This is a genomic window from Thermocrispum municipale DSM 44069 (assembly GCF_000427825.1).
Taxonomy (GTDB): Bacteria; Actinomycetota; Actinomycetes; order Mycobacteriales; family Pseudonocardiaceae; genus Thermocrispum; species Thermocrispum municipale.
This window is the reverse complement of the sequence record NZ_ATYT01000006.1, coordinates 322026-342095: the sequence shown is the minus strand read 5'-3', so window position 1 is coordinate 342095 and position 20070 is coordinate 322026. Positions and strand designations below refer to the sequence as shown.

24 protein-coding genes are annotated in these 20070 nt (G+C 70.0%); 5 read left to right on the top strand and 19 right to left on the bottom strand.

What is annotated here, in order from left to right; genetic code table 11:
- Positions 1-254: 254 nt before the first annotated feature.
- Both YWM_RS0108585 and YWM_RS0108580 read left to right on the top strand, forming a co-directional pair.
- On the top strand, positions 255-989 hold the full coding sequence (locus YWM_RS0108585; RefSeq protein ID WP_028850389.1) for an ABC transporter permease: 735 nt from the start codon (positions 255-257) through the stop codon (positions 987-989).
- 19 nt (positions 990-1008) lie between these two features.
- Positions 1009-1398 (top strand): PPOX class F420-dependent oxidoreductase, encoded by a 390-nt coding sequence (locus YWM_RS0108580; protein WP_028850388.1) that lies wholly within the window; start codon positions 1009-1011, stop codon positions 1396-1398.
- On the opposite strand, the gene priA is transcribed toward YWM_RS0108580, so the two are convergent.
- Positions 1391-2134 carry a bifunctional 1-(5-phosphoribosyl)-5-((5-phosphoribosylamino)methylideneamino)imidazole-4-carboxamide isomerase/phosphoribosylanthranilate isomerase PriA gene (gene priA / locus YWM_RS0108575; RefSeq protein ID WP_028850387.1) on the bottom strand — a complete coding sequence of 248 codons (744 nt, stop codon included), beginning with the start codon at positions 2132-2134 and terminating at the stop codon, positions 1391-1393. The two genes, YWM_RS0108580 and priA, sit on opposite strands and share 8 nt — an antisense overlap.
- A gap of 49 nt (positions 2135-2183) precedes the next feature.
- Entirely contained in the window at positions 2184-2807 is a 624-nt protein-coding gene (gene hisH / locus YWM_RS0108570; protein WP_028850386.1) for an imidazole glycerol phosphate synthase subunit HisH, read from the bottom strand.
- Positions 2808-2905: 98 nt separating this feature from the next.
- Between hisH and soxR the strand changes: the two genes are divergently transcribed.
- On the top strand, positions 2906-3367 hold the full coding sequence (gene soxR / locus YWM_RS0108565) for a redox-sensitive transcriptional activator SoxR (RefSeq protein WP_028850385.1): 462 nt from the start codon (positions 2906-2908) through the stop codon (positions 3365-3367).
- A 2-nt stretch (positions 3368-3369) separates the two neighbouring features.
- On the opposite strand, the gene YWM_RS26405 is transcribed toward soxR, so the two are convergent.
- The 4 genes from YWM_RS26405 to hisD are packed head-to-tail and all read right to left on the bottom strand — an operon-like array spanning position 3370 to position 6579.
- Positions 3370-3534: a hypothetical protein gene (locus YWM_RS26405; protein WP_169720972.1), complete on the bottom strand. Its 165-nt coding sequence runs from the start codon at positions 3532-3534 to the stop codon at positions 3370-3372.
- A gap of 26 nt (positions 3535-3560) precedes the next feature.
- On the bottom strand, positions 3561-4160 hold the full coding sequence (hisB, locus tag YWM_RS0108555; protein WP_028850384.1) for an imidazoleglycerol-phosphate dehydratase HisB: 600 nt from the start codon (positions 4158-4160) through the stop codon (positions 3561-3563).
- Positions 4157-5248, bottom strand: a complete 1092-nt coding sequence (locus tag YWM_RS0108550; protein ID WP_028850383.1) for a histidinol-phosphate transaminase — start codon at positions 5246-5248, stop codon at positions 4157-4159. The genes hisB and YWM_RS0108550 overlap by 4 nt, the downstream gene beginning before the upstream one ends.
- Positions 5245-6579: a histidinol dehydrogenase gene (hisD, locus tag YWM_RS0108545; protein ID WP_028850382.1), complete on the bottom strand. Its 1335-nt coding sequence runs from the start codon at positions 6577-6579 to the stop codon at positions 5245-5247. Before hisD ends, YWM_RS0108550 begins: the two co-directional genes overlap by 4 nt.
- A 116-nt stretch (positions 6580-6695) precedes the next feature.
- Between hisD and YWM_RS0108540 the strand changes: the two genes are divergently transcribed.
- Positions 6696-7487 (top strand): carbon-nitrogen hydrolase family protein, encoded by a 792-nt coding sequence (locus tag YWM_RS0108540; RefSeq protein ID WP_043660123.1) that lies wholly within the window; start codon positions 6696-6698, stop codon positions 7485-7487.
- Here the strand turns inward: YWM_RS0108540 and YWM_RS0108535 are convergent.
- The 5 genes from YWM_RS0108535 to nadA all read right to left on the bottom strand — a co-directional run bounded on the left by YWM_RS0108535 (position 7484) and on the right by nadA (position 11906).
- Positions 7484-7858 carry a DoxX family protein gene (locus YWM_RS0108535; RefSeq protein WP_028850380.1) on the bottom strand — a complete coding sequence of 125 codons (375 nt, stop codon included), beginning with the start codon at positions 7856-7858 and terminating at the stop codon, positions 7484-7486. The genes YWM_RS0108540 and YWM_RS0108535 overlap by 4 nt on opposite strands.
- A gap of 110 nt (positions 7859-7968) precedes the next feature.
- On the bottom strand, positions 7969-8376 hold the full coding sequence (locus YWM_RS0108530) for a VOC family protein (protein ID WP_245565970.1): 408 nt from the start codon (positions 8374-8376) through the stop codon (positions 7969-7971).
- Positions 8377-8398: 22 nt separating this feature from the next.
- Positions 8399-9253: a carboxylating nicotinate-nucleotide diphosphorylase gene (gene nadC, locus YWM_RS0108525; protein WP_028850378.1), complete on the bottom strand. Its 855-nt coding sequence runs from the start codon at positions 9251-9253 to the stop codon at positions 8399-8401.
- Positions 9250-10890 carry an L-aspartate oxidase gene (locus YWM_RS0108520; protein ID WP_028850377.1) on the bottom strand — a complete coding sequence of 547 codons (1641 nt, stop codon included), beginning with the start codon at positions 10888-10890 and terminating at the stop codon, positions 9250-9252. Before YWM_RS0108520 ends, nadC begins: the two co-directional genes overlap by 4 nt.
- Positions 10887-11906, bottom strand: a complete 1020-nt coding sequence (gene nadA, locus YWM_RS0108515; protein ID WP_028850376.1) for a quinolinate synthase NadA — start codon at positions 11904-11906, stop codon at positions 10887-10889. The genes YWM_RS0108520 and nadA overlap by 4 nt, the downstream gene beginning before the upstream one ends.
- A 108-nt stretch (positions 11907-12014) precedes the next feature.
- Here nadA and YWM_RS0108510 point away from each other — a divergent pair, with 108 nt between their 5' ends.
- Positions 12015-12665, top strand: a complete 651-nt coding sequence (locus tag YWM_RS0108510) for an NUDIX hydrolase (RefSeq protein WP_028850375.1) — start codon at positions 12015-12017, stop codon at positions 12663-12665.
- On the opposite strand, the gene YWM_RS0108505 is transcribed toward YWM_RS0108510, so the two are convergent.
- From YWM_RS0108505 to YWM_RS0108475, 8 genes are all read right to left on the bottom strand, one after another.
- A complete protein-coding gene (locus tag YWM_RS0108505) occupies positions 12662-13666 on the bottom strand; it encodes a M48 family metallopeptidase (RefSeq protein WP_245565969.1) in 1005 nt (334 codons plus the stop codon). The genes YWM_RS0108510 and YWM_RS0108505 overlap by 4 nt on opposite strands.
- 24 nt (positions 13667-13690) lie before the next feature.
- Positions 13691-14227: a DUF2567 domain-containing protein gene (locus YWM_RS0108500; protein WP_028850373.1), complete on the bottom strand. Its 537-nt coding sequence runs from the start codon at positions 14225-14227 to the stop codon at positions 13691-13693.
- Positions 14228-14262: 35 nt separating this feature from the next.
- Positions 14263-14451 (bottom strand): biotin synthase auxiliary protein BsaP, encoded by a 189-nt coding sequence (bsaP, locus tag YWM_RS27160; RefSeq protein WP_084612251.1) that lies wholly within the window; start codon positions 14449-14451, stop codon positions 14263-14265.
- Entirely contained in the window at positions 14448-15461 is a 1014-nt protein-coding gene (gene bioB, locus YWM_RS0108495) for a biotin synthase BioB (protein WP_028850372.1), read from the bottom strand. Before bioB ends, bsaP begins: the two co-directional genes overlap by 4 nt.
- Before the next feature lie 85 nt (positions 15462-15546).
- Complete coding sequence (bioD, locus tag YWM_RS0108490; protein ID WP_028850371.1) at positions 15547-16266, bottom strand: dethiobiotin synthase; 720 nt, start codon at positions 16264-16266, stop codon at positions 15547-15549.
- A 25-nt stretch (positions 16267-16291) separates the two neighbouring features.
- Positions 16292-17572, bottom strand: a complete 1281-nt coding sequence (locus tag YWM_RS0108485) for an adenosylmethionine--8-amino-7-oxononanoate transaminase (RefSeq protein WP_028850370.1) — start codon at positions 17570-17572, stop codon at positions 16292-16294.
- A gap of 41 nt (positions 17573-17613) precedes the next feature.
- Positions 17614-18771 (bottom strand): glycosyltransferase family 4 protein, encoded by a 1158-nt coding sequence (locus tag YWM_RS0108480; RefSeq protein WP_028850369.1) that lies wholly within the window; start codon positions 18769-18771, stop codon positions 17614-17616.
- Between the two features lie 93 nt (positions 18772-18864).
- The gene (locus YWM_RS0108475; RefSeq protein ID WP_028850368.1) at positions 18865-19917 is read right to left on the bottom strand and encodes a C40 family peptidase; all 1053 of its coding nucleotides are present in this window, start codon (positions 19915-19917) and stop codon (positions 18865-18867) included.
- Positions 19918-20070 lie beyond the last annotated feature (153 nt).

Here is a 20070-nt window from a genome sequence, read left to right as displayed (position 1 = left end):
GACGTCGATCCCGACGGCCACTCTCATCGATCCCTCGCTTCCCTCGGTGCCGGTATGACGCGTCCCCGCTCCGCCGTCAACGCCCTACATAGCGATCGATCGCAGTGCCTAATCAGCGGTCAGAACAAGGAGGCGGGACAGGGGGCTCAGCCACCTGAGCCATCGAGGGCAGCCAGCATGAAAACCATCCCTGCCCCGCCTGCGTCCCCCGATCATTCCGGACGACCGGAGGTTGACTTGAAAGGTAGGGCGGCATGAATCTCGCCATCACCATGGCGACCGCGCGGCGCATCCTCAGCCAGCTCAAGCACGACCACCGCACGCTGGTTCTGCTGATCTTGATGCCGTCGTTCCTGCTGATCCTGTTGCGGTACGTGCTGAACACCGAGCAGTCGTTCAGCGCGGCTGCGCCCGCACTGCTGGCGGTGTTCCCGTTCGCGATCATGTTCGTGGTCACGTCGATCTCGACTCTGCGCGAACGCACCACCGCCACGCTCGAGCGCCTGATGACCATGCCGATGCACAAGGTCGACCTGCTGTTCGGCTACGCGGTGGCATTCGGGCTGGTCGCGGTCGCGCAGGTGACACTGGCCGCCGTGGTGTCGCTGACCTGGCTCGGCATGGACATCGAGGGATCGGTGTGGCTGCTGCTGGTCATCGCGCTGCTGGATGCGTTGCTCGGCATGGCACTCGGGCTGTTCGCGTCGGCGTTCGCCCGCACCGAGTTCCAGGCCGTGCAGTTCATGCCGCTGTTCGTCATGCCACAAGTCCTGCTGTGCGGCTTGTTCGCGCCACGCGGGACGATGGCCGAGCCGCTGGAGTGGCTGTCGGACGTGATGCCGTTGTCGTACGCGGTGGATGCGCTGACGCAGGTCACGCACAGTGCGGACATCGACGGCACGTTGGTACGCAACTTCGCGATCGTCGCCCTGTGCGGCATCGCCGCGCTGGTCGGTGGTGCGGCCACGTTGCGCCGCCGGACTCCGTGAGGCCGGATAGCCTGGGCGCATGCAGAGCCTGCGCGGGCAGAAGTACGTCCTGCTGACCACGTATCGCAAGTCGGGCAAGCCGGTGTCGACCCCGGTGTGGTTCGTGCACGACCCGGAGAACGACGAGAAGATCTACGTCTGGACCGCGCGCGACGCAGGCAAGGTCAAACGCGTCCGCGCAGGCAGCCGCGCCACGGTGGTGGCCTGCGACGCGCTGGGCAAGAAGACCTACGGCGAGCCGGTCAGCGGAACGCCGCGGCTGCTCGACGACGACGCCACGGAGCGGGTCCGCAAGCTGTTGATGAAGAAGTACGGGCTGTTCGGCGCCGTCACCGTCTACGGCAGCATTTTGCGCGGCGGCCGCCGGCGCACCATCGGCATCGAGATCGTCGCGGATCCGGCTAGCTGACGGCAGCCAGCGCCTCCGGCAACGTGAAAGCGCCTGCGTAGAGGGCCTTGCCGACGATCGCGCCTTCCACACCGCCCGCGCCGTCGCTCGGCGCCAGCTTCGCCAGATTGCGCAGGTCGTCGAGGCTGGAGACTCCACCGGAGGCGATCACCGGAGCTTTCGTGCGGGAACACACCGCGCGCAGCAGCTCCAGGTTCGGGCCACGCAGTGTGCCGTCCTTGCTGACGTCGGTGACCACGTAACGCTGAGCACCGTCGGCGTCCAGCCGCTCCAGTACCTCCCACAGGTCTCCCCCGTCGGAGGTCCAGCCGCGGGCGGCGAGCCGGTGTTCGTCACCGGTGATCCGCACGTCCAGCCCGATGGCCACGCGGTCGCCGTGCTCGCCGATGACGCGCGCGGTCCACTCCGGGTCCTCCAGCGCGGCGGTGCCCAGATTGATGCGACGGGCACCGGTAGCCAGAGCCGCGGCCAGCGACTCGTCGTCGCGGATGCCGCCGGACAACTCGACGTTCACGTCGAGCTCCCCCACCACCGCGGCGAGCAGCTCGTGGTTGTTGCCACGACCGAACGCGGCGTCGAGGTCGACCAGGTGAATCCACTCGGCACCGTCGCGCTGCCACGCGAGGGCAGCCTCGCGGGGCGATCCGTACTCGGTCTCGGTTCCGGCCGCGCCTTGCACCAACCGCACGGCCTTGCCGTCGGCGACATCGACGGCGGGCAGCAGTGTGAACGTCACGTCGACCACCTTAGGGCGCCCCCTGGCCCCACCGGCAACGGGCCATGCGTCAGCGGAGCGTGGCGACCCAGTTCCGCAGCAGCACGGCGCCCGCTTCGCCCGACTTCTCCGGGTGGAACTGCGTGGCGCTCAGCGGCCCGTTCTCCACCGCGGCCACGAACGGCTCGCCGTGCTCGGCCCAGGTGACCAGCGGCTGCTGGCCCCGCAGGCCCGACTCCAGCTCCCATGTCCGCACCGCATAGGAGTGCACGAAGTAGAACCTGGTCTGCGCATCCAACCCGGCGAACAGCACCGAGTTCTCCGGGGCACGGACGGTGTTCCAGCCCATGTGCGGCAGCACGTCGGCGTGCAGGCGCTCGACCGTGCCCGGCCACTGCCCCAGCCCGTCGGCCTTGATGCCGTGCTCGACGCCGGTGGAGAAGAGGATCTGCATCCCGACGCAGATGCCCAGCACCGGCCGGCCTCCGGCCAGCCTGCGGTCGACGATGTACTCGCCGTTGACCGACCGAAGTCCCTCGGCGCACGCGGCGAACGCACCGACACCGGGCACCACCAGGCCGTCCGCTTCGAGTGCGGCTTTCGCGTCAGCCGTGACGGTCACCTCGGCTCCCGTTCGCTGCAGTGCGCGCTCCGCGGAGCGCAGGTTGCCGGAGCCGTAGTCGAGAATCACCACCCGTGCCGTCACTCGCCCCAGCGTAATCGTCGCGGCCGGTGCGGTCATCGTGAGGTCAACCTCAACTAATGTCGAACTTTTTCGCTACCATGGCGAGCGTGACCCGGCTGGCCAATCACCTCACCATCGGACAGGTCGCCGAGCGCAGCGGGGTGCCGCACACCGCGCTGCGGTTCTACGAGGAGCGCGGCCTGATCTCCTCCGAGCGGACCGCCGGCAACCAGCGTCGCTATCCGCGCACAGTTTTGCGCCGCATCGCGTTCATCCGCTCGGCACAGCGGGTCGGACTGAGCCTGGAGGACATCGCCGAGGCACTGGCCACGCTCCCGCAGGACCGTGCCCCGACGAAGGCCGACTGGGCGCGGTTGTCCAAGCAGTGGCGCAGCGAGCTGGACGCCCGCATCGACGCCCTTCAGCGGCTGCGCGACAGCTTGACCAGCTGCATCGGGTGCGGCTGCCTGTCGCTGCGGTCGTGTTCGTTGATGAACCACGACGACGAGATGGCCCGGTTCGGCCCGGGCGCGCCGCGGCTCAAGCCGGCCGCCGAGGGTGGTGTCTGACGTCAGGCGGACTGCCACCAGAGCACGGCGCCGACACCCGCCAGCAGGCAGAGCAGCAGCAGGAACCCGGCGAAGGCCTTCGAGGTCTTCCACATGGCGATGACCCCGCCGAGCAGCAGGCCCGCAGCGCCGATCAGCAGGACGATCAAGTAGTCGCGCGTCTCCACCGTGCTCCCTCCGTTGCGGACGGAGGTTAGAGCACGCCCTTGGTGGACGGCACACCGCCCACGCGCGGGTCCGGCTCGGTGGCGGCTCGCAGCGCGCGAGCCACCGCCTTGTACTGCGCCTCGGCGATGTGGTGCGGGTCGCGACCGTGAATCACCCGGACGTGCAGGGCGATCTGCGCGTGGAACGCCAGTGACTCGAACACGTGCCTGGTCAGCACGAACGGGTAGTTGCCGCCGATGGTGAACGTGGTGAACTCCTCCGGCTCCCCGGTGTGCACGCAGTACGGGCGGCCGGACACGTCGATCGCGGCGTGCGCCAGCGTCTCGTCCATCGGGATCCAGCAGTCCCCGAAGCGGCGGATGCCCTGCTTGTCGCCCAGCGCCTCGCGGATGGCCTGGCCGAGCACGATCGCGGTGTCCTCCACCGTGTGGTGGGCGTCGATGTGCACGTCGCCCTCGGCGCGCACCCGCAGGTCCAGCGATCCGTGCACCCCGAACGCGGTGAGCATGTGGTCGTAGAACGGCACCCCGGTGTCGATCTCGACCTGGCCGGTGCCGTCCAGGTCCAGCTCGATGCTGATCGACGACTCCTTCGTGGTGCGGTCGACCTTGCCGATGCGGCTCACGCTGTCACCTTCTTGCTCGCTTGCAGGAACGCGTCGTTCTCCTCGGGTGTGCCGATGGTCACCCGCAGGTGTCCTTCGATTCCCACGTCCCGGACCAGAACACCATTCTCCACGTAGGACTTCCATGCCGCCGGAGCGTCGCTGAACCGGCCGTAGAGCAGGAAGTTCGCGTCGCTGGGCACCACGGAAAAGCCCATGGCGGTCAGTTCCCCCGCCACCCGCTCGCGTTCGGCGACGAGCTGCCGCACCGACTCCAGCGTCTGCTTGCCGTGCGCGAGCGCCGCCCGCGCCGCCGCCTGGGTCAGCGACGACAGGTGATACGGCAAGCGCACCAGCAGCAGCGCGTCGATGACCGCCGGGGCGGCCGCCAGGTATCCGAGCCTGCCGCCGGCGAACGCGAACGCCTTGCTCATGGTGCGGCAGACCACCAGCTTCGCCGGGTACTCCGCAAGGAGCTGGACCGCGCTGGGGTTGCTGGAGAACTCCTGGTACGCCTCGTCGACCACCACCATGCCCGGCGCGGCGTCGAGGATCTTGCGCAAGTCGTCGGCCGAGATGCTGCCACCGGTCGGGTTGTTCGGGCTGGTCACGAAGACGACATCGGCCGCCCGCTCGGCGATCTGCTGTGCCGCCACGTCGACGTCCAGGCTGAAGTCCGCACGCCGCGGGGCAGGCAGCCACTCGGTGCGGGTGCCCGCGGAGATGATCGGGTGCATCGAGTACGACGGTTCGAAGCCCACCGCGGTGCGTCCCGGACCACCGAACGCCTGCAACAGTTGCTGGATCACCTCGTTGGAGCCGTTGGCCGCCCAGATGTTCTCGGTAGTCAGCTCCACGCCGGTGGTCCCGCTGAGATAGGCGGCGAGGTCGCCGCGCAGCTCGAGGGCGTCCCGGTCGGGATACCGGTGCAGCTGCCTGGCCACCTGCTCGACGGACGCGGCCACGTGCGCGACCAGCTCGGGCGGCGGCGGGTACGGGTTCTCATTGGTGTTCAACCGAACGGGGACGTCCAGCTGCGGAGCGCCGTACGGGCTCCGCCCCCGCAGGTCGTCGCGCAGCGGCAGGTCGTCCAGCGTCACGTCTTTCACTGGGCGCCTCCCGGGAAGCGAGCCTGCACAGCCTCACCGTGTGCGGGGAGGTCCTCGGCGTTGGCCAGCGTCACGACCTCGTCGGCGACATCGCGCAGCGCGGCCTGGCTGTAGTCCACGACGTGGATGCCACGCAGGAACGTCTGCACCGACAGGCCGGACGAATGGCGGGCGTATCCCCCGGTCGGCAGCACGTGGTTGGAGCCGGCGCAGTAGTCACCGAGCGACACCGGCGAGTACGGGCCGACGAAGATCGCACCGGCGTTGCGCACGCGGGCCGCGACCGCCCGAGCGTCCGCGGTTTGGATCTCCAGGTGCTCGGCGGCGTACGCGTCGACGACCCGGATGGCGTCGTCGAGCGTCGACACCAGCACGACGCCGGACTGCTTGCCGGTCAATGCCGCGCGCACGCGTTCGCTGTGTTTGGTGGCGGCGACACGCTGCTGCAACCGCGCTTCCACCGCGTCCACCAGCCCTTCGGACGTGGTGACCAGCACGGATGCGGCCAACGGGTCGTGTTCTGCCTGGCTGACCAGGTCGGCGGCGACGTGGTCCGGGTCGGCGGTGTCGTCGGCCAGCACGGCGATCTCCGTCGGACCGGCCTCGGAGTCGATGCCGATCACGCCGCGCAGCATGCGCTTGGCCGCCGTCAGGTACACGTTGCCGGGGCCGGTGACCATGTCCACGCCGGCCAGCGGTGTGCCGTCGGTGTCCGTTCCGCCGTAGGCCATCAGCGCCACGGCTTGCGCGCCGCCGACGGCCCACACCTCGTCGACCCCCAGCATCGCGGCGGCGGCCAGGATGGTGGGGTGCGGCAGGCCCCCGAACTCGGCTTGCGGCGGCGAGCAGACCACGAGCGATTCCACCCCGGCCACCTGGGCGGGGACCACGTTCATCACCACGCTGGACGGGTAGACCGCGAGGCCGCCCGGAGCGTAGAGGCCGACCCGGCGAACCGGCACCCAACGTTCGGTCACGGTCGCACCGTCGGCCAGCGTCGTGGTGACATCCGAGCGGAGCTGGTCGGCGTGCACGCGACGGGCCCGCTCGATGCTGACGTGCAGCGCCGCCCGCACCGTGGGGTCCAGCTGCTCGGCGGCCTTGGCCAGCTCGTCGGCCGGCACTCGCACGGTCTCCGGCCGGACTTCGTCGAACTGCTCGGTGTAGTCCAGCGCCGCGGCGACCCCGCGCTCGCGGACCGCTTCCACCACCGGCCGCACCTGATGCACTGCCGCGTCGACGTCGATCTCGGCCCTGGGCAGGGTGGCTTGCAGCTGGGCGGAGGTCAACTCCGCAGGCATCCGTTCACGCAGGTCGATGCGGCTGAGCATGCCGCTAACGATACGGCCGTCGAGCCCGTCGGCGCCTGACCGGGTGGCGGCTGCCACGTGCGGGCGTCAGCGGTTCGGACCATGGCAGATGCGGCGCGGACAAGTAACCTGCAGACATGCGCGTCGCCTTGTGCCAGATCACCAGCAGCCCCGATCCGGTGGAGAACGTCGAGCAGGTTCGCGCGTCGGTGGCCGAAGCGGTCAAGGCGGGAGCGGACCTGGTGGTCTTCCCGGAAGCCACCATGGCCCGCTTCGGTACTCGGCTGAAGGACGTCGCCGAGCCACTCGACGGCCCGTGGGCGTCGGTGATCTCGGCGATCGCCGAAGCCGCCGGTGTGCTCGTGGTGGCCGGGATGTTCACGCCTGCCGACGACGGCCGGGTGTACAACACGCTGCTGGTCACCGGCCGCGGCAAGTCCATCGGCTACGACAAGATCCACCTCTACGACGCGTTCGGCTTCCAGGAGTCGCGCACGGTCGCGCCGGGAAGCGAACTGGTCTCGGTCGACGTGGAAGGCGTGCAGATCGGCCTGGCGACCTGCTACGACATCCGGTTCCCCGAGCTGTTCCAGGCGCACGGCGAAGCCGGTGCGGCCGCCGTGGTGGTGCCTGCCTCGTGGGGTGCCGGGGAGGGCAAGCGTGAGCAGTGGGAGCTGTTGGTGCGTGCCCGGGCACTGGACTCCGGCTGTTGGATCCTGGCCTGCGGGCAGGCGGACCCGACCGCGAGCGGCATCGAGACGAAGCCCGGCGTGCCGACCGGGATCGGCTACAGCACGGTGGCCGACCCGTTCGGGAACGTGCACGACCAGCTGGGCGCGGGGCCCGGGATCCTGGTGGTCGACATCGACCCGAAGCGGGCCGAGGAGTCCCGCCAGGCCACCGCGGTGCTGGCGAACCGCAGGCTCTAGAGCAGCCCGAACCGCACCCCGGCGACGAAGCCCGCACCGATCGCCAGCGCGAGGGGCGGAGTCGTCGCGTTGAACTCCTTGCGTCGCGCGTGCGTGACGACCGCACCGATCAGGACCACGACCAGCCCCACCGCCGCGATCGGCGTCAGCAGCTCCGCGATGCCGGTCAGCATCGGCAGGATCAGCCCGAGCGCGCCGAGCACCTCGGCGGCGCCGATCAGCTTCACGGTGGTGTCGCCGAAGTCCTCGGTCCACGCCAAGTTCGGCGACAGCGCTTGCAACTGTTGTCTGGTCTGGGTGACTTTCGCCAGGCCGACACCGAAGAACATGGCCGCCAGCACTCCTTGCACAACCCAGGCAGCGGTGTTCATGCGGCCAAGCTTCGCACGCGCTCGGCACCGGCCTGCTGCGGGCTGAAGCCTGCTGTGGGCTCGCCTGCTCAGGCCTGCTGCGGGCCGAGTCCTGCTGCGGGCTCGCCTGCTCAGGCCTGCTGCGGGCTGAGGAACTCCAGCCGGTTGCCCACCGCGTCGGCGGTGTAGAACCGCCGGTACCCCGGGAAGTTGCCGTCCCAGTCGACCTTGATGCCGTGGTCGATCAGCCGTTTGGCGAGCCCGTCGAGATCGTCGACCAGGATGCCGGGGTGGGCCTTGCGGGCCGGGCGGAAAGCCACCTCGACCCCGAGGTGGAGCTCCAACCGGTCGGCGCGCACCCACAGCCCGCCGCGAGCGGCCAGCTCGGGCGGCTTGGCAACCTCGGTCATGCCCAGCACGTCGACGTAGAACTCGCGGCAGACGTCCTCACTGTCCGGCGGGATCGCCGGCTGGACGTGATGCAGACCGAAACCGTATGCGGAGGTGGTCTCGGCGTCGTAGGGCTTGATGTCGCTCAAGGGTGTTTCCCCCTCCCCGCAGTCACCCCGCCCTCATGTCCATCCCGATGTCGAGGGCAGGGGCGGAATGGGTCAATCCGCCAACCGCAAGGTAGTCCACTCCGGCCTCGGCGTAAGCCCGTGCGACGGACAAAGTCAGGCCACCGGAGGCTTCCAGCCGGGTCTTCGGCGCGAGGTCGTCCCGCAGCCGCGCCGCCTGGCTGCACTGCTCGGGAGTGAAGTTGTCCAGCAGGACTTCGTCGGCGCCCGCGCTCAGGGCTTCCCGCAGCTGGTCGAGCGAGTCCACCTCGACCTCGCACGGCAGCTCCGGAGCGTGTTCCCGCGCGGCGGCCAGCGCGGCCGTGACCGATCCTGCGGCGACGACGTGGTTGTCCTTGATCAGCACGGCGTCACCGAGGGCCATGCGGTGATTGACCCCGCCTCCGCAGCGCACGGCGTACTTCTGCAGCGACCGCAGGCCGGGCAACGTCTTGCGGCTGTCACGGATCACGGCCTGCGTTCCGGCCACCGCGTCCACCCATGCGGCCGTCACGGTGGCCACTCCGGACAGATGGCAGAGCAGGTTGAGCGCGGTGCGCTCGGCGGTGAGCAAGCCGCGCACGGGTCCGCGCAACACGATCGCCGGATTGCCCGCGGTCAACCGGGTGCCGTCCTCGACGCGATCGAGTACCTCGTAGTCCTTGCCGAGCACGGCGTCGAAAACGGCCAGCGCCACGGGGCCACCAGCCAACACACCGTCACGCCGGGGAGTCAGCTCGGCGACCGCGATCGCATCCTCGGGCACGGTGGCTTCCGTGGTGGCGTCCGGGCCGTAGCGCAAGTCCTCCTCCAACGCGGTCTGCACCACGCGCGCGACGTCCCGTTGGTCGAGGGTCATGACGCACCTCCTCCCGCGAGCGCGGGTTCGAGCACGACCAGCTTGTCGTCGTGCATGCCGAGCACCTGTGAGAACTGCCATCGCTGGTCGTCGCGGTGCGGGTAGTCCGTCCGTACGTGAGCACCGCGGGTTTCGGTCCGCGACTCCGCCGCCGTCGCCACGGCACGCGCCACCAGCGTCAACGCCGCATCCTCGACGTCTCGCACGGTGGCAAGGTCGACGGGCCGTGCCTGCGCCAGCGTGGCGGAGACCTCCGACAGTCCGTGGGCGTCGCGGCCGATGGCTGCGTGCCTGGTCATGACCCTCTGCAGCCGCTCGCGCTCGAGGACGTGCGCTCGCGGCCGTCGGAACTCGGGCCGGGCAGTACTGAGTACCCCTGCGGCCAGGTCCATCGCGGCGGCTTCCACGGCACGTCCGCCCATGACGAGACCTTCCAACAGCGAGTTCGAGGCCAGCCGGTTCGCGCCGTGCAACCCGGTCCGGGCCACCTCGCCCGCGGCGTACAGGCCGGTGACCGTGGTACGGCCCGCAGTCGACGTCAGCACGCCGCCGCACGCGAAGTGGGCCGCGGGCGCCACCGGGATCGGCTCGGTGGCCGGGTCGATACCCGCCTGCCGGCAGAACGAGTACACCGTCGGGAATCGGCCGGCGAAATCTGCGATCCCGGTCGCGTCCAGGAACACGTGATCGTCCACGCCACCCGGCGCCTGCGCCATCCGCCTGCTGATCGCGGCCGACACCACGTCACGAGGCGCCAGATCACCGAGCTCGTGCACCCCCGCCATGACGGGTGAACCGGTGGCATCCACCAAAACAGCGCCCTCGCCACGGACCGCTTCGGTGACGAGCGGACACCGCCCCCGCGCCCCGGGGGTGTAGAGCACCGTCGGGTGGAACTGCACGAACTCCAGGTCAGCAACCCGCGCGCCCGCCCGCAACGCCAGGGCAAGACCGTCGCCGGTGGCGATCTCCGGGTTGGACGTCGCCCGGTAGAGCTGACCCAGCCCGCCTGTTGCCAGCAGGACGGCCGGCGCGCGGAGAACACCGAGCCGCCCACGCTCATCCAGGACCGTCACTCCTGCGACCGCGCCATGGTCGTCCAGCAGGGCGTCGATGGCGATGTGGCACTCCAGGATGCGCACCCTGTGGTCATACGCGTCCTCGACCAGCGCACGCTCCACCTCGGCGCCGGTCGCGTCTCCGCCGGCGTGGATGACCCGGAACGCGCTGTGCCCGCCCTCGCGGGTGCGGGCCAGCAGCCCTCCCGCTCCGACGTCGAACCGTGCGCCGCGCTGCTGCAACCGCCGGATCGCCGCAGGCCCGTCGGCGATGATCGACGCGACCGCGTCCGGGTCGCACAACCCGGCACCAGCCGCCAGCGTGTCGGCCACGTGCCGCTCGGCGGAATCGCCCGGATCGCACTCTTCCGGCCGCACGACCGCCACGCCGCCCTGCGCCCACCGGGTGTTGCTCTCGGCCACGGCCGCCTTGGTCACCAGCACGACCCGCATGCCGAGCTCGACCGCCCGGACGGCGGCGGTCAGTCCCGCGACCCCGGAACCGACCACGACCAGTTCTGCGTCCGCCTGCCAAGCGGGCTCGGTTTTCGACTCCCGAGCGCCAACATGGCCGCTCACTCGCCACCGCCCGGCTGCCCGATCGCGATCATCCGCTGCACCGAAGCGCGTGCCCGCTCGGCGATCTGGGGGGCGACGTGCACCTCGTCGGCGCCCTCGCGCAGCGACCGCAGCAGCGCGGCCGGAGTGATCATCTTCATGTAGCGGCAGGACGCGCGGTCGTTGACCGCCTTGAAGTCGATCTCCGGGGCGGTCTTGCGCAGCTGGTGCAACATGCCGACCTCGGTGGCCACCAACACCGTGTTGCTCCTGGTCGCACGCGCCTGCTTGACCATGTCGCCGGTGGACAGGATGTGCACGCGCTCCTTCGGCACCGCGCCCTCCCCGGCCAGGTACAGTGCCGAGGTCGCGCAGCCGCACTCCGGGTGGATGAACAGCTCGGCCGTCGGGTTCGCCGCCGCCCGCTCGGCGAGTTCGGGGCCGTTGATGCCCGCGTGCACGTGGCACTCACCCGCCCACACGTGCATGTTCTCCCGGCCCGTCTCACGTTTGACGTGCGCACCGAGGAACTGGTCCGGCAGGAAGAGAACCTCCTGGTCAGCGGGGATCGAGGCGACCACGTCGACGGCGTTCGACGACGTGCAGCAGATGTCGGTCTCCGCCTTCACGTCCGCCGTGGTGTTGACGTAGGAGACCACGACCGCGCCGGGATGCTGCGCCTTCCACTCCCGCAGCTGTTCGGCGGTGATGGAGTCGGCGAGCGAGCAGCCCGCCCGCGCGTCCGGGATGAGCACCGTCTTGTCCGGGCTGAGGATCTTGGCCGTTTCGGCCATGAAGTGCACGCCGCAGAACACGATCGTCGACGCGTCCACCTCCGCGGCGATCCTGCTCAGCGCGAGCGAGTCACCGGTGTGGTCGGCGATTTCCTGGATCTCCGGCAGCTGGTAGTTGTGCGCCAGCAGCACCGCGTCCCGCTCGCGGGCCAGCCGCCGCACCTCGCGCGCCCACGCCTCGTCGGCCTCCACGCCGCCGTACGGGGTCAGCGGATAGGGCGGGCGCTCCAGCGTCTCGGTCATTGGTCCTCCCCGGGTTGGCACCCATCAGGTTTTCGACTTAGGATCGAAAACGTGCGCAGCCATCTTAACACCCAGGCACCCCTGGTCCACGAGGTTCTGGCCGCGGTATTGCGCGTGCGTTCCGCCACAGTGCAGGTGCTGTTGTGGCAGCGCGCGCTGGAACCTCACGTCGGACGGTGGTCGTTACCGGGCGGCAGGCTCCGCATGGACGAGGACGTGGAAACGTCCGTGCGGCGGCAGTTGGCCGAGAAGGTGGACATCCGCAAGCTCTCGCACGTCGAGCAGCTGGCGGTCTTCAGCGCACCGGACCGGGTCCCCGGTCCGCGCGTGGTGGCGACCGCGTTCCTCGGTGTCGTGCCCACCGATGTCGATCCCGACGTGCCGGAGGACACCGCTTGGCATTCGGTCGACGACCTCCCCCGGACGGCGTTCGACCACCGCGACATCATCCTGCGCGCGCGGGACCGGCTGCGCGCCAAGCTGAGTTACACCACCATCGGCAGCGCACTGGCTCCGGCGAGCTTCACCATCTCCCAGCTGCGGGACATCTACTCCGCGGCGCTCGGCTACCGGGTCTCGGCGACCAACTTGCAGCGCGTGCTTTCCCGGCGGGGTGTGCTCGAGCCGACCGGCGAGATCGCTCCGCCCGGGCGAGCAGGCGGGCGTCCGGCGGCGTTGTACGCCTTCACCTGCAACGGGGTGCACGTCACCGACGCGTTCGCGGTGCTCAAGCCACCCAGCAACAAGCGCCGCGGCTAGCGCTCGCCGCGGAACTTGTCACGCATCCTGCCCGCTGCCCCACTGATCGCCGAGCCCACGTCGCTGAACACCTTGGCGAGCGGATCGGTCGACTCGGAGAAGGACTCTTTGTACGAACGCGCGGCCGAGGCGAGGTCGTCACGCCACGTGGACGTCGGTGCATCGTCGTCGCGGCGCGGGTAGGTGCCGGCCAGAATGTCCCGGTACTCCTGGGAGGACGCCCATTTCTGCAGCTCGGCGGCACGAATCACGGCCAGGGGGTGGGACATGTTCTCGACGGCGAGCAGTTTGTGCAGGCTGTCCCGCAGGTCGCCGCTGCCGGTGTACTCCTCCGCCTGACGTAGGAACGACGGGATGTCGACCTCGGCGGGGTCCAGTCCACCGGCCAGGAGGACGTGCACGCGAAGCGCGGCGGCCGGGTCCTGTCCGCACAGCAGCCCAGCACGGTCGCAGGACAGCTCGGACTTGCGATACCACTCGTGCAGCGCGGCGTTGATCGCGCGCAGCCCCAGCGCCGACAGCGGGTTCCACGACAGGCTCTGCTGGGCGTTGAGGACGTACATCATCATCGTCCGGTACACCGCGTGGCCGGACAGCACGTGACCCATCTCGTGGCCGATGGCGAACCGCAGACCGTCGGTGTCCAGCAGCTCGACCAGGCCGGTGGTGAGCACGATGATCGGCCGGTCCATTCCCACGGTGTACGCGGCGGCCACCGGGTCGCGAGTCACGTACAGCTCGGGCACTCCATCGAGGTCGAGCGCGGCCGCGCAGTCGGTACGCAGCTCGTCCAGCACCGGATATTGCGTCGGCCCGACACGGATCGCCGACGCCAACGCGGTCAGCCGCAGACCGCGCTCGGAGAACGCGCCCGCCAGCGCCTTGAGCACCTGGGCGAAGCCCGGCACGGCACGCAGCGTCGCCAGGGCCCCACGGTCGACCGGATGCTCGTAGGCCCGCGGGCTGATGCGCGGGAATCGCACTCTGTCCTGGGTGGTCACGCGCCCCAGCCTACGGCTTCCCGGTCAGCCCAACCGGCGACCGAGATCGTCGCGACCGTTCCACGCCGCCAGCAACGCGTACGTGAACGCGCACGTCAACGGTGCGCAGATCAGCACCNAGTCGGTGGTGATCTCCGGTGCGACGTCGATGATCTGCCCCACCTCGGGCGGGCCGTCCGGGGTGTACCGGTCACCGAGGAACGCGCCGCCCATCGTGGTGCCCAGCCATCCGGCCAGCAGCGAGCCGAGCACCGCCGCGGCCATGGCGACCGGTCCGCGCCGCTCGCGCAGCAACCAGGTGCCGACCCCGATGACCACCCCGCAGGCCGCGGCCAGCAACGCAAAGATCACCACCGCGTCGAACGCGTGCCAGGCCTCGATGTCGATCGGGTACGCCTTGCCGTCCGGTTGGATCTGCGACCGCTGCGGCGGGGCCAGCTGCGCCCACAGCCACCCGAGCGGGATGCCGAGCAGACCGAACAGCGACAGGATCGAGATGGCGGGCAGCAGGTCGGCCTTCACCACGACCCGGGGTCGTTCGCGGGGCAGCTGGAACACCATGCCAGGCAGGTTAACCGCCGCGGCGCCACCTCGCCCTACTGGGACGACGTGACGCCGTGCCTGCTGCACTTGGCCGTCCAACCAAACGGCGTGACCTGCACGACCATGCGGCGTGCGCATTCGGCGCAGAACCGCGGCGGCTCGAGCCGGGCGCGCGGGCTGTCACAGACCTCGTGCACCGGCTCCGTTCGGGGTTTGCCGCAATGGACGCAGTACGTGCTCACAGCGTGTCGGAGAGGGCCTTGATCGGCATCTTCAGTTCGTCGAGCATCTGCAGGTCCTCCGCCGCCGGGCGGCCGAGGCTGGTCAGGTAGTTGCCGACGATGATCGCGTTGACCCCGCCCAGCATGCCCTGCCTGGTCCCCAGGTCGCCGAACGTCAGTTCGCGGCCGCCGGAGAACCGGACGATGGACTTGGGCATCGCCAGCCGGAACGCCGCCACCGTGCGCAGCGCGTCCTTGCCTTCGACGACGTCGAAGTGCTCGTACGGCGTGCCCGCCTGCGGGATGAGGAAGTTCATCGTGCACTCGTCCGGGTTCAGCTCCGCCAGCTGGGCGGCGAACTCGGCGCGCTGCTCGATGGTCTCGCCCATGCCGATGATGCCGCCGCTGCACACCTCCATGCCCGCCTCGCGCACCATCTGCAGCGTTTCCCAGCGCTCTTCCCACGTGTGCGTGGTGACCACGTTCGGGAAATGGCTGCGGGCGGTCTCCAGGTTGTGGTTGTAGCGGTGCACGCCCATCTCGACCAGCTCGTCGACCTGTTCCTGGGTGAGCATGCCGAGCGAGCAGGCGATGTTGATGTCGTTGCCGTCCGCCCTGATCGCCTTGATCCCGTCCCGCACCTGCGACATCAGCCGCTTGTCCGGGCCTCGCACCGCGGCGACGATGCAGAACTCGGTCGCCCCGGTCTCGGCCGTCTCACGGGCGGCCCGCACCAGGCCGGGGATGTCCAGCCACGCGGCCCGCACCGGCGACGGGAACAGGCCGGACTGCGAGCAGAAGTGACAGTCCTCGGGGCAGCCGCCGGTCTTGACCGACACGATGCCCTCGACCTCGACCTCCGGCCCGCACCAGCGCATCCGCACTTCGTGGGCGAGCTCCAGCAGCTCGGTCAGCCGCTCGTCGGGCAGGCGCAGCACCTGCACCAGCTGATCCTCGGCAAGGCCCTCGCCGCGTTCGAGCACCTGCTCGCGCGCGACGGCCAGCACGTCGGTTCGAGCCGCAGTGGTCACACCAACTCCTCGAGTACGCCGGGGCACGGAGTGCGGATTCACCCTAACCGCTTCGCTCCCGGTTGCGACCGTGGCGAGACGCCGGTCACGCTCCGAGCACCTGTTCGGTGAACCGCTCCGGGTCGAACGTGCCACCCAGCCACGGCGACAGTCCGGCGGCGGCCGCCTCGGTGAACGCGTCGCCGGTCAGCTCGCCCATACCCTCGGGCAGGACACCGAGCAACGGCGCTCCGGCCGCGTTCGGAAGATCCTCGATGTTGCAGCGCTCGGCGAGGTCCGGCTTCTCCGGCCAGCTCCCGACGACCACGCCCGCCACGTCGAGACCGCGGCGGGTGGCCACCTCCGCGGTGAGTGCGGTGGCGTTCAGGGTCCCCAGCCCGGAGCGTGCGACCACGATCAGCGGGGCAGCCAGCGCCCACGCGACGTCCGCCAGGCTCCCGCCGTGGTGGTCCATCCGAACCAGCAGGCCGCCCGCCCCCTCGACCAGCACCAGGTCGTGCGTTTCGGCAAGCTCGCCGGCGGCCGCCGCCGCTTCGGCCGGCGTCACCGGCGGAAGGCCACTGCGACGAGCGGCCGTGTCCGGGGCCAATGGGTCGGGATAACGACGGATCTCCTTGGTGGTGACCGGCCCGGCGAGGTGGCGCACGACGTCGACGTCGCCCGCTTCGTTCGGGCCTACACCGGTTTGCGCGGGTTTGACGACGGCGACCCGCTGACCGGAGCCGACGGCCAACGCCGCGACAGCGGCCGTCACGACCGTCTTGCCGACGCCCGTATCCGTTCCGGTGATGACCAGCAGGCTCACGGCGTGCGAGCTTAGTGGCCGTTCACTAAGCGGCCGCGGCCACCGCCGTCATGGCCTCGGTGATGGCGGCCAGGTCCTCGTCGGTGCTGATGAACGGCGGCATCGTGTACACCAGATCGCGGAACGGCCGAAGCCAGACGCCGTGCTCGACGCACGTCCGAGTAGCCACAGCCATGTCCACCGGGTGATCGAGCTGGATGACGCCGATCGCGCCCAGCACGCGTACGTCGGTCACCGCCGGAATCCCGTCTGCGTCGGCCAGCCCGCCTTGTAGCCCTTGCTCGATGCGCTTGACGGCCCCGCGCCAGTCGGTCCGCTGCAGTAGAGCGATCGAGGCGTTGGACACCGCGGACGCGAGCGGATTTCCCATGAAGGTGGGCCCGTGGGCCAGAACCGGCAGTTCACCACGAGAGATCCCGTCCGCGACCCGTGGGGTGCACAGCGTCGCGGCCATGGTCAGATACCCACCGGTCAGTGCCTTGCCCAGGCACATCACGTCCGGGGTGACGCCGGCGTGATCGGCGGCGAACCACTCGCCCGTGCGACCGAACCCGGTGGCGATCTCGTCGAAGATCAGCAGCACGTCGTGCGCGTCGCACGCCTCGCGGAGCACCCTCAGGTAGCCCGGGTTGTGGAAGCGCATACCGCCCGCGCCCTGCACGACCGGCTCCACGATCACCGCGGCCAGCTCGTCGGCGTGCCGAGCGATCTCGTCGTGCACCAGCTGGGCGTACTCGTCGTCGACCGGCGCGCGGTAGCCCCCGGGAGGCGGCGGGACGAAGACCTGCTCGGGAAGGACACCGCGCCACAGCGAGTGCATGCCACCTTCGGGGTCGCACACGCTCATCGGGTGGAACGTGTCGCCGTGATAACCGCCGCGCCACGTCAACAGCCGCCGCTTGGCAGGCCGGGAGACGGACCGCCAGTACTGCAGGCACATCTTTACGGCGACCTCGACCGACACCGATCCCGAGTCGCACAGGAACACGTGCTCCAGCCCCTCGGGCGTGAGCTCCACCAAACTGCGGGCCAGGCGTACCGCGGGCTCGTGCGTCAACCCACCGAACATGACGTGGCTCATCCGGCTCAGCTGCTCGGTCACCGCCGCGTCGAGCTCGGGGTGCCGGTAGCCGTGGATCGCCGCCCACCACGACGACATGCCGTCCACCAGCTCGCGCCCGTCCGCCAGACGCAGCCGCACACCGGACGCCGACTCCACGACCAGCGGCGCGACGGTTCCCGGCATGGGGCCGTACGGGTGCCATACGTGGGCGGCATCCCACTTCTGCAACTCGTGCGGGTCCATCGGCTACCTCCGGCCACCGACCCTACCGATGGCCCGTTGGCCTACCTCCGGTACAGGGCCGGTTCGCCGCTGAGCAGGCCGGCGAGCCGATGCGCCAGGCGGTCCCAGCGCCAGTGCCTGCTGACCCACTCGCGTCCGGCGGCGCCCATGGTGGCCGCGCGTGTCGGATCGGACAGCAGCGCCGCCACGGTGTCGACGAGCTGATCGAGGTCACGGCCGTCGACGACGTGTCCGGTCACCTCGTCCAGGACCGTCTCCGGCGCACCACCCGAGCGTCCGGCGACCACGGGCAGGCCGGTCGCGGAGGCTTCGAGGTAGACGATCCCCAGGCCCTCGACGTCCAGTCCCTTGCCGCGGGTGCGGGCAGGCATCGCGAAGACGTCGCCGACCGCGTAGTGCGCGGGCAGCTCCTCCCACGGCACCGAGCCGGCCAGGATCACGTGGTCCGCCACGCCGTGCGCTTGCGCCGCACGCTGCAGGTGCTGGCGGTACGGGCCGCCCCCGACCAGCAGCAACGCCGTGTCCGGGACGCGCTCGCGCAGCGCAGGCAGCGCCCGCACCAACATGTCCTGCCCCTTGCGGGGAACCAGCCGCGAGACGCATACCACCACCGGCCGATCCCCCAACCCGTAACGCTTGCGGAGCTCCTCGCGGGCCGCCGGATCCGGGCGGAAGACGTCGGTGTCGACGCCCGACGGCAGATGCTCCAGACCGGCCAGCGGGCCGAACGCCGTGGCGAATCGGCGTCGCGTGTACTGGCTGACATAGGTCACGACGTCGCTGGTGGAACCGATGACCCGCAGCGCTTGCCGCGCACCGGGCAGCATGGACCACCCGACCTCGTGGCCGTGGGTGCTGGCCACGACGCGCTCAGCCCCCGCCTGGCGCAGCGCGGGCGCGAGCAGACCCAGCGGTGCGGCGGCACCGAACCAGACCGCGCCCAAGCCGCGGTCCTTGATCAGCTCGGCGGCGCGGCGACGCACGTCCGGCGTGGGTAGCAGCACCGACGTGGGGTGCCGCACCACTTCGAACGGCTGCTCGGCGTCGAACCGGGCGTCGCTGCCCTGCGGCCGGTTCCAGCTCGAGCACAGCACGACGAGGTCGTTCGCGCTCAGCCGCTTCGCCAGCGAGTGCAGGTAGTTCTGGATACCGCCGGGTCGCGGCGGGAAGTCGTTGGTCACCAACAGGGTCGGCCGCACCTGCTCAACGCTACCGAAGACACAACAGAGCCACCTTCGCCCGGGGGACTGCGAAGGTGGCTCTGTCTTTCTCAGGCAAGCCGTCGAAGCGGCTCAGGCATATCGGCGGGCGCCGACGAAGTCTCCCCACATCACCGGGGCGACCTTGACGACGTCACCTTCCTGCGGTGCGTGCACCATCTGGCCGTTGCCGATGTACATGCCGACGTGCGACACCGGAGAGTAGAAGAACACCAGGTCGCCGGGCTGCAGCTGCTCCCGCGGCACCGGGGTGCCCGACTGCGACTGCGCCGAGCTGGACCGCGGAATGCTGATCCCGGCCTGCTGGTAGGCCCAGGACGTCAGGCCGGAGCAGTCGAAGCTGTCCGGACCCTCGGCACCGTAGACGTACGGGCTGCCGCGCTTGGACATCGCCGCGTCCACGGCCACCTGCGCCTTGGCCGACGGCGCCTTGATGCTGCTCGGCGGCGTCTCACCGTCGCCGTAGCTGGCCTCCAGCGCCGCCCGATCGGCACCACTCAGCTCGTTGTACGCCTCGCGAGCCTTGTCGATCTGCTTCTGCAGCGCGTCGCCTCGGGCTTCGATGTCCTTGAGGTTGCGGCGTGCCTCGTCCTTGGCCTTCTGGGCGGCCTTCCGCGAAGCCAGCGCCGTCTCCTTGGCCTGCTGGGCCTGCTCGACGGCACGATTGAGCTTCTTCAGCGCCGCGGCCTTCTGGCCGGCGAGCACGTCGATGGTCGCCGAGCGATCCAGGTAGTCCCGCACCGAATCGCCCGTCAGCGCCGCCGACACACTGGTCAGCCTGCTGCCGCGGTAAGCCGCGCCGGTGAACTTGTCGACCACCTTGCGGTACTCGGCGATGTCGGCACGAGCACGCTGCTCGGCCTTCTTCGCCGACGCCAGGGCCCGCTCGGCCGTGCGCATCTTCTTCTTGTTGGCTTCGAGGTCGTCCTGTGCTCGAAGATGCGCCTCGTTGAGTTTCTCCGCCTTGCGCTTGAGGGCCTGGTAGGCCTCCAGCGCTTCAGAGGCTGTGTCCGGCGTCGGGTCGGGATCAGCGAGAGCGGGGGAAGGGATGCTGACCATCGCCGCGACAGCGACGGCTGCGACAACACCGGACACTCCTCGCTTCACGATATGAAGCGACTTCACGTCGCGCGTATCTCCTTTGCGCTCGGTCGCCCTGTCGAGAGCCGATGCCGGGAAGGAGGTCGGGGGCCCTCCAACCGGCGCGGCGAAGCCCAGCAGCTACTGCAGCAGTCCTCGCCTCGACTCTCCAGGAACGACTCCCCGACAAGTCGTCCC

Excerpts from the sequence above, each read along its gene's own strand:
- nadA (WP_028850376.1), bottom strand. The coding sequence starts at position 11,906 with ATGACCGAGACGCTGGAGCGCCCGCCCTATCCGCTGACCCCGTACGGC.
- nadC (WP_028850378.1), bottom strand. The coding sequence starts at position 9,253 with ATGACCCTCGACCAACGGGACGTCGCGCGCGTGGTGCAGACCGCGTTG.
- YWM_RS0108485 (WP_028850370.1), bottom strand. The coding sequence starts at position 17,572 with ATGGACCCGCACGAGTTGCAGAAGTGGGATGCCGCCCACGTATGGCAC.
- hisD (WP_028850382.1), bottom strand. The coding sequence starts at position 6,579 with ATGCTCAGCCGCATCGACCTGCGTGAACGGATGCCTGCGGAGTTGACC.
- YWM_RS0108540 (WP_043660123.1), top strand. The coding sequence starts at position 6,696 with ATGCGCGTCGCCTTGTGCCAGATCACCAGCAGCCCCGATCCGGTGGAG.
- YWM_RS0108580 (WP_028850388.1), top strand. The coding sequence starts at position 1,009 with ATGCAGAGCCTGCGCGGGCAGAAGTACGTCCTGCTGACCACGTATCGC.
- YWM_RS0108535 (WP_028850380.1), bottom strand. The coding sequence starts at position 7,858 with ATGAACACCGCTGCCTGGGTTGTGCAAGGAGTGCTGGCGGCCATGTTC.
- YWM_RS0108585 (WP_028850389.1), top strand. The coding sequence starts at position 255 with ATGAATCTCGCCATCACCATGGCGACCGCGCGGCGCATCCTCAGCCAG.